At 72.1% G+C, this 8607-nt stretch carries 3 protein-coding genes and 1 pseudogene; 3 read left to right on the top strand and 1 reads right to left on the bottom strand.

Annotation, left to right across the window (positions count from 1 at the left end; all coding sequences use genetic code 11):
- From GZ998_RS08730 to GZ998_RS08720, 3 genes and pseudogenes are all read left to right on the top strand, one after another.
- Positions 1–191, top strand: a pseudogene (locus GZ998_RS08730) (pilus assembly protein); the annotation flags it as partial.
- Positions 188–2908 (top strand): hypothetical protein, encoded by a 2721-nt coding sequence (locus GZ998_RS08725; protein ID WP_308807196.1) that lies wholly within the window; start codon positions 188–190, stop codon positions 2906–2908. The pseudogene GZ998_RS08730 and the gene GZ998_RS08725, both read left to right, overlap by 4 nt.
- A gap of 16 nt (positions 2909–2924) precedes the next feature.
- On the top strand, positions 2925–7565 hold the full coding sequence (locus tag GZ998_RS08720) for an FtsK/SpoIIIE domain-containing protein (protein ID WP_219109624.1): 4641 nt from the start codon (positions 2925–2927) through the stop codon (positions 7563–7565).
- Here GZ998_RS08720 and GZ998_RS08715 read toward each other — a convergent pair.
- Positions 7562–8607: DNA gyrase C-terminal beta-propeller domain-containing protein (locus tag GZ998_RS08715; RefSeq protein ID WP_306823052.1), on the bottom strand; the 1046-nt coding region annotated here is incomplete at its 5' end. The genes GZ998_RS08720 and GZ998_RS08715 overlap by 4 nt on opposite strands.

The following is an 8607-nucleotide window of genomic DNA, read 5'->3' as shown; positions in this document are numbered from 1 at the left end:
GCAGGCACCTGGCCGCCTCGGGCATCAGTGTCGACAGCTTCACTGTCTCCACGACCGGCCAGGATGTGGTGGTCAGCGTCGAGGAGGAGGTGCCCACCACCATGCTTCGCATCGTGGGCGTGGATTCCGTGCACGTGAGCGCTACCGGCACAGCCCACGCCGCAATCGGCATCAACCAGGAGGAATCGTGACCCCGACGCTTCAGCGGACAACACCGGGCCCGGCCCGCTTCCGCTCCCTGACGCCGGAGCAGCGCGAGCCCGCGTGGCGCTCCGTCCTGTCCGCCCTCGTGCTCGCCGCCGTGATCCTCGGCCTTCCCTGCCTCATGCTGTGGCAGGTGGGGCCGCCGCCCCTGCCGCGGCAGCTGGACGTCTCCCTGCTGACGCGTGCGGTCACCGGTCAGACCGTGCTCGGTGTACTTACCTGGGTGGTGTGGCTCGCATGGCTGCAGTTCACGGTATGCACCGTGGTCGAGGTTGCCTCCGCGCTGCGCGGACGCGGCCTGCCCGCGCACGTGCCGCTGTCAGGCGGCACCCAGGCGCTCGTGCGCCGACTGGTTACCTCTGCGCTCGTGCTGGGCGCCGTCGCCGCCCCCGCCGCCGCGGCGGCACCGGTCACCGCCCCGGAGCCCGCCCCGGTCGCGGCCGTGCAGGCACAGGTCGCCCAGGACGCGGCCCCCGCCTCGCTAGGCCGGGACGCGGCCCCCGCCGCAAGCGGGCCAGACGCGCGCACGCAGGCGGAAACTCAGGGTGACCAGGCCCAGACGGTGCGCTACATGCTCGGTGACATCGAGCTGCCGGCCGATGTCGGGGCCGAGCTCGTCGGCCAGCGGGTCTACGTGGTCCAGCCCCCGGAGGGCCGCTACCACGACAACATGTGGGACATCGCCGAGCGCACCCTGGGTGACGGCCGTGCCTACCGGCAGATCTACGACCTCAACGTCGGCAGGGTCCAGCCCGACGGGCGCTCCCTCGAGCTCGCCCGGCTCATCCAGCCCGGCTGGTACCTCATCGTGCCCGAATCCGCGCAGGACGTTGACCGTGTCGTCGCCATCGCGGGCGATGACGGCGCGCAGGCGGATACGACCACCGGAAGCGATACGGCGCCGGGAGACGCCGACGCGTCCTCAACCTCCATGGCCCCCAGCAGCGCCGTGGCCACGGTGCCGGACGTCCCCCCGGCGCAAATGCCCGCCATAGGTGCGCTCATGGCCGCCGTACTCACTGCGGCCCTTGCCGAGCGGAGACGACGTGCTACGCCGACGGCGCCAGGAGATGAAGCCCTTGAGCTCGCCCGACTCATGCGGGTGGGTGCAGATCCGCGGCGCGCCGACCGCCTGAATCGGATTCTGCACAGCCTCCACGGCCTGCCCGGGCGCCCCGTGCCGTACGCCGTGGTCGTTGACGACGACGCCTGCAGACTCCTCCTGCCGCGCCCGCTCCCACAGGCTCCGCACCCATGGACGACCAACGACGACGGCTCCACCTGGACCCTGCCGGCAGGGGCGGAACCCGCGCCGCCCAGCGACGTTGCGGCCGCCGCGACCTCCGACTGCTCGGGACTGGTAACCATGGGCCGCGACGAGCAGGGGGCCGATATCCTCATCAACCTGGGGGCGGTCGACGGAGACGTGGTGGTCGGAGGAGAGCCGACCATGGCCGCCGAGCTCATCGCCGCACTGGCGCTGGAGCTGTGCACCAACCCGTGGTCTCAGGGCAACTCGGTGATCACGGTGGGACTGCCAGGAAGTCTGCAACGCATTGTTGGCGAGCGGATGCAAACCGCCATGGAACTCGACGACGTCATGGACGCCCACCCGGCTGCGGCCGAGGACGTCCTGTCCGGGCATCGCCGCGGTGAGCAGGTCTTCGTCCTGGCCGCCGGCCAGGAGACAGCGCAGGCGAAACACGACTTCAACCTCATCAGGACGGGCCGGGCTGAAGGCGCTCGCTGGAGGATCGATCTCGACGCCTCCGGCACCGCGCGCATTGATCCGCTGGGAGTGACCGTGACCGCTACGCGGGCGACCGAGTCCGAATTGGACGGGCTGGTTGGGCTGCTCGCGCCCGCCGCCCCCGCACCCCCGGGAGACGATTCGCGTCCTCCCGTGCCGGATCCGCCGGAACCACCGCTCTCCACCGCGGCCTTGCGGGCGGCATCGGTCCGGATCCTGGTGCTGGGGCCGGCTGCCGTCCACGCTCCCGCACCCGCCGAGCCGGAGCGCCTCGACCTGCTGACCGAGGCGGCGGTCTGCCTTGCCCTGCACCCCGAAGGCATCAGGCCCGGTGCGTTCGGAGCTATGCTCTGGCCGCTCGGCGTCACTAGTGATGTGATCGCCGCCACGGTGCAGCGGTTGCGTGACTGGCTCGGCACCGACTCGCAAGGCGTGCCGCACGTGCGTCAGGACGCCGAGGGGCGGCTGACGCTCGGGCCGGAAGTGGTTTGCGACTGGGACGTACTGCGCTCCCTGCTATCCGCATCCCGGCACAGTGAGATACACCGCGAGGCCGAGCTTCTGCTCGAAGCCCTGCGGCTGGTGCGCGGTCCTGTGGGTGAGGCGTCCCGGACGGAACGCTATAGCTGGCTGGCCCGCGTGCGCACGGCCCGTCAGGCCGATGCGCTGATCACCGACGCCGCTCACCGAGCGGCCCAGATCCTGCACGACACCGACCCTGAAGGGGCGGCGCTCGCGGTGGACACCGGCCTGAAGGTGGTCGACCTGGACCAGCGGCTGTGGCGCGACCGTCTGCGGCTCGCGGCCGACCGAGGCCGTGACGAGCTGATCGCCTGCACTAACAGCCTGCTGGACCTCACCGGCGTGGAGGACGTCTCGCACGTGGACCCGGCTACCGCGGCTCTGGTCGAGGAACTGGCTCCCGGAGCGTCGATCCGCCGGGCCACCGCCTGAGGCGGGCGGAAAGCTCATGCGCGTGCTGCTAAGCGTTCAGCCGTCCGCCGCCGATGTGCGGCGCACACGCGACTTCATCGTCACCGCCCAGGCGGAGTCCACTGTCGGTGAGCTCGCCGACGCACTCGCCGACGTGCTGCCCGGCACGCCCGATGGGATGCCCACCGAGCAGCCGCTCACGCTCGTGGTCGACCGGCCCGCAACCAGCGAAGCGGGCTCCGTGCCCCCGTCCCTGTGGCATGGCGCCACCCGCCTGAACCCGCAGGAGCGGCTCGGGCAGGGGGCAGTACACGACGGCATGGTGCTGGGGCTGGGAGGCCCTATTGCCGATGCGGACGAGCCCGACGGCCTGGTCGAGCTGCGGATCATTTCCGGGGCCGGGGCCGGCACGGTGCGCAGGCTGGGCCTGGGGCGATACACGATCGGCGGCGCCGACGCCGATATCTGCTTGGAGCTGCAGGACGCCGACGTGCTGGCCGATCTGGTCGTGTTCTCGGGCGGCCGGGCCGTGTTGAGCCCGCGCGACGACACCGCAGATCGCCTCATGCGCCCCGCGCCCGCCCGGAGGCACGCCCTGCCGGGACCACTCGTCCTCGGGCTGAAGCAGGAGCCAGTGCCCTCCAAGAAGCGGCGTCGGCGACGCAAGGCCCGCGCACAGGACGATGACACCGCCGCACCGACCCTGGAGGAGCAGGAACCGGACGCGCCCCGCAGGCTCGTGGAACTGGATCGGCGTCCCCTGCAACCCGACACCAGCTGGGAGGAGGGGGCGGTGCTGACCGTCGGACACACCCAGCTGACGATCGGCCAGGTACCGCCTGCCGACGCGGTGGCCACTCCCACTCCCGGCGCGCCCACCATCGACTTCAATAGGCCACCGCGCCTGGCCCGCCCCACACGAGAGCGGGTGTTCACCCTGCCGCGCGAGCCGCAGCAGCCACGCAAGCAGCCCTTCCCACTGGCCCTGCTCCTGTCACCACTGATCATGGGTGGTGGGATGTACCTCCTCACTCACAGGGCGGCGACACTGCTGTTCTTGGTGCTGTCCCCGATCATGATGCTGGCCAATCGCATGCAGGGCCGTTCCACCCGAAAGCGCAGCTACCGCGAGGATCTGCGGCGCTACCGCCGGCAGAAGGCCGACACCGAGGCTGCTGCGCACCGGGCCCTGCTGGACGAGCGCGGACTGCGGCGCCTGGACTACCCGGACCCGGCCGAGATCCTGCTGCGAGCCACAGGCCCGCGTTCGGGACTGTGGGAGCGCCGTCCCGGAGACCCGGACTGGCTGGACCTTCGGGTTGGCAGCGCGGACGTGCCCAGCGAGGTGGTGGTTCAGGATCCCACGCGCGCCTCCTATGAGGAGCCGCTGCGGTGGACCGTCCCCGACGTACCTGCGACGGTGGGGCTGGGCCGACTCGGCGTCATCGGCATAGCCGGGGAGGAACGCCAACGGGTGGCCGCGTCGCTGGTGGCGCAGGCCGCCGCACTGCACTCCCCGGCGGAGCTGAACCTGGTCATACTCGCCGACCCGGAGCGGGCCGACCCCTCCCGGTCGGACTGGGACTGGGCACGCTGGCTGCCCCACCTGCGCAACCCCGAGGGAGTCGGGGCGCGCGCCCGCGTCGGGCTTGATGCGCAGACGGTCCCGCGCCGCATCAACGAGCTGCTGGACCTGATCGACTCCCGGCAGGGAGCCGGCGGCGGGCAAAGCTCCGTCATGGTGGTGCTGGACGGGTCCCGAGCGCTGCGGCTGCTACCCGGAGTGGTGCGCATCCTGCGGGAGGGGCCGCAGCTGGGCCTCCACCTGTTGTGCCTCGACGTAGACCGGACGGCACTGCCGGAGGAGTGCCGGGCAGTGGTCAACACCGGCCCCGGACCGGTCACGATCGCCGAAACCGGCCGTGACGAGATCGAGCAGGTCGTACTCGATCTGGTCCCCGCTGGTTGGTGCGAGCGGGTGGCCCGCGCCCTGGCTCCGATTCGGGACGTATCCGCCGCGGGCGCGGAGGGCTCGATCCCGACCAGCTCCAGATTCCTAGACGCAGTCGGCATGGCCGAGCCCACACCCCAGGGGGTGCTGCAGGCGTGGCGGCAGACCGGCCGTACCACCCGGGCCGTTATCGGCGAGGATGAGGAGGGGCTGTTCGCGGTGGACATCCGTGCCGACGGGCCGCACGCGCTGGTTGCAGGCACCACGGGCTCGGGCAAGTCGGAGCTGCTGCAGACCCTCATTGCCTCCCTGTGCGTGGGCAACTCACCCGATGACATGACCTTCGTCCTGGTCGATTACAAGGGCGGCGCCGCCTTCAAGGACTGCTCACGTCTGCCGCACACCGTGGGCATGGTTACCGACCTCGACGGGCATCTCACCGCCCGCGCACTCGAGTCCCTGGGCGCCGAGCTGCGCCGACGCGAACTACAGCTCGCCCGCGCCGATGCCAAGGACATCGAGGACTACGTGGCGGCCATGTCCCCCGGCGACGAGCCCATGCCGCGGCTGATGCTCATCATCGACGAGTTTGCGGCGCTGGTAGCCGAGCTTCCGGACTTCGTCACCGGGCTGGTTGACATCGCGCGCCGGGGCCGCTCGCTGGGAGTGCATCTGGTCCTGGCCACGCAGCGTCCGGCCGGAGTGGTGTCCGCCGAGATCAAGTCCAATACCAACCTACGTATCGCCCTGCGCGTCACCGACGAGGCGGACTCGAACGACGTCATCGAATCGGCAGCCTCCGCCCAGATCCTGCCTTCCATCCCCGGCCGTGCCTACGCCCGGCTGGGGCACGCCAGCCTGCGTCAGTTCCAGGCCGCTCGCGTAGGCGGGCGTCCCCGCGGCGCCGCCCCACAGGCACCGCTGCGCACTAGTCCCTTGACCCTGGCGGAGATGTCACGACCCGAGCCGGCCCCGCCCCAGCTGGAGGAGGACGTCTCCATCCCCACTGACCTGGCCACTCTCGTGGACGCCATGAACCAGGCTCACGCCGAGACCGGGCGGCCCGACCCGCACAGCCCGTGGCTGGCACCGCTGCCGGAGAACGTGACACTCGACGCGCTGGAGGAGCGCCAGGAACCCGAGCAGCCGACCGAGGCAGCGGAAGCGGCCTCGCCGCCAACTGGGGCCGAGGTCCTGGAACAGGGCTGGTTGCCCCCGCTGATCCTCGGACTGGAGGACATCCCCTCCGAGCAGGCCCAGCGGCTGATGACCTGGGACTACACCCGTGGCGGACATCTGGGCGTGGCGGGGGCGGCCCGCTCCGGCCGCTCCACACTGCTGCGCGCCCTGGCAGTGGCGGCCGCCCGCACGGCGTCCCCCGAGGATCTCCACATCTACGGCATTGACGCGGGCAGCGGCGGGCTGCTGCCGCTCGTCTCCCTCCCGCACACGGGCGCTGTCGTCACCCGCGACCAGCCCGACCGGATGCGGCGGCTCACCGACCTGCTCGGCACGGAGATCACCCGCCGCCAGCAGGCACTGGCAGTCGGCGGCTTCGCCTCAACCGCCGAGCAGCGGGCCGCGGTCCCGCCGTCCGAGCGCATGCCCTACCTGCTCCTGTTACTGGACCGCTGGGACGGTTTCAAGGCAGCCTTCGAGCAGGTCGACAGCGGTCTGCTCCTGGAACGGATGGAGACGCTGCTGCGTGAAGGGCCCGCAGCCGGACTGCGCGTCGTCATTGCCGGTGACCGCGGCACCTTCCGCGGGCGTATGGGCATGATGCTCGAGGACCGGATCGTGCTGCGCATGCCCGCCGCCGAGGACTTCGAGCTCGTCGGCATGCGCACCCGAGACGTGCCCCAGTCCATGCCTCCCGGACGCGCCTTCCGCAGCGGGACCAGCCCGCGGGAGGTACAGCTGGCACTGCTCGACGCCGACCCCTCCGGCACCGCGCAGGTGGCCGCAGTACACCGGGAGGGTGACGCGGCCAAACAGCGCTGGGGCGAGACCCCCGCAGCACGGCGGCCCCCGCGCGTGGACGAGCTTCCGCTGGCCATCTCCGCTGCCGAGGCCCTTGCCCTCGGACCGCGATTGCGCAAGGGAGAGCTTGCCCTCGCGGTGGGTGGCGACACCCTGTCCGTGCTCCCACTGCGCATGGAGGAAGTCGGCAACACCGTCCTGGTGACGGGGCCGCGGCGCTCGGGCAAGTCCACCGCCCTGTGCTTCGGGCTCCAGACCGCGCTGGAAGTCGGCACGCCGGTCATCCTCGTGCTGGCCCGCCGCTCCCCGCTGGAGGCCTACCGGAATCACTCCGGGATCATCGGCGCCCTGGACAGCTCCGCCAAGGCCGAAGACCTGCGCGAGCTGCTGAAGACTCACGGGACATCCACCCTAGTGGTGGTGGACGATTACGACGTGCTGGGCAATGACCACGCGCTCGTGGCGGTTCTCGAGGAGCACGTCAAGACGTGCCGTGACCAGCCCGGCGGCGTGCTGGTGGCCAGTGGCGTGGATGAGCTGACGGGGATGTACCGGGGCCTGATGACGCAGGTGAAGAGGAACCGGACCGGCCTTATCCTGGCGCCGCGGTCTCCGCAGGACGGCGACGCCCTGACCGCCCGGCTACCGCGCTCCGTGGGGCAGCCAGTGCCGCTGGGACGTGGCGTCCTGGTCAGGTCGGGCAGCTGGGCCTGGGTGCACGTGCCCCGCAGCGACGGCACGGCCTAGCCGATGCCGGCGATGGGAGCCGTCAGGGGAATGCCGGAGGCGTCGCGGCGCTCGTCGGGGGCCGGCAGGTCGACCGGCTGGCCCCCGCTGCCCACGGCACGGGCAGGGCCGACCCCCACCCAGGCGAGCGCCAGCTCGTCCTCGCCGCGCAGGAAGCGTTGCGCGCGCACGCCCCCGGTCGCCCTGCCCTTGGCCGGATAGCGGTCCAGCGGGGTGACCTTGACACTGCCCGAGCCGGTCCCGGGCAGTGCTCCCGCACCATCCGCGACCGTGACCACCACGGCCTCCGCCAGCAGGTCGGTGGGTACCGCCGCCCCGGCCACTACGCGCGCTCCCTCGTGCAGGGACACCCCCGCCATGCCGCCGGCGCCGCGTCCCTGCGGACGCACCCTGGCCGCCTCGAAGCGCAGCAGCCGGGCGTCGGAGGTGACCAGCGCCAGCATGTCGGAGTCCGCGGCCACCCCGGCGAAGACCACCCGGTCGCCGTCGGCCAGGGAGATGACCTCCCAGGCATCGCCTTGCTTGGGCTCGCTGCCCGGCTTGACGCGCTTAATGACCCCGCCGGCGGTGGCCAGCACAATCGGGGTGGCGGAGTCATCGCCGGGGGAGCCGATGGGCACCAGGCCCACAATCCGCTCGTCCGGCTCGATGTCCGCCAGCAGCCGTGCGGGCTGCCCGCCGGCCAGTGACGGCGCCCCCTCCAAGCGCGGCACCTCCGGGGTGGACAGCACCTCCATGCGCACCAGCCGACCCGCATCGGTGACCGCGCCGACGTGCCCGCGCGCCGTCGTCGCCACCTGGGAGACGAGCGCGTCATGGCGCTGGCGGCCACCCGAGCGCGGCACCGGCTCGGCCCCGCCCACGCGGGCCACCAGTCCGGTGGCGGACAGCAGCACCCGGCACGGGTCATCCGGCACCGTCAGCGGTACCTCGCCGGCCCCGGCCGCCAGACTGACCGCCGCGGCCTGCCGCATGGCCTGCGAGGCGCCGGCACCGGCGCCGCCGGGTGCGCCCACGCCGCCGCTGAGCGCCCCGGCGCTCG

It is taken from the genome of Actinomyces sp. 594, from assembly GCF_019325145.1.
In the GTDB taxonomy this organism is placed as follows: Bacteria; Actinomycetota; Actinomycetes; order Actinomycetales; family Actinomycetaceae; genus Actinomyces.
This window is presented reverse-complemented; position numbering and strand designations above follow the sequence as displayed.

Excerpts from the sequence above, each read along its gene's own strand:
- GZ998_RS08720 (WP_219109624.1), top strand. The coding sequence starts at position 2,925 with ATGCGCGTGCTGCTAAGCGTTCAGCCGTCCGCCGCCGATGTGCGGCGC.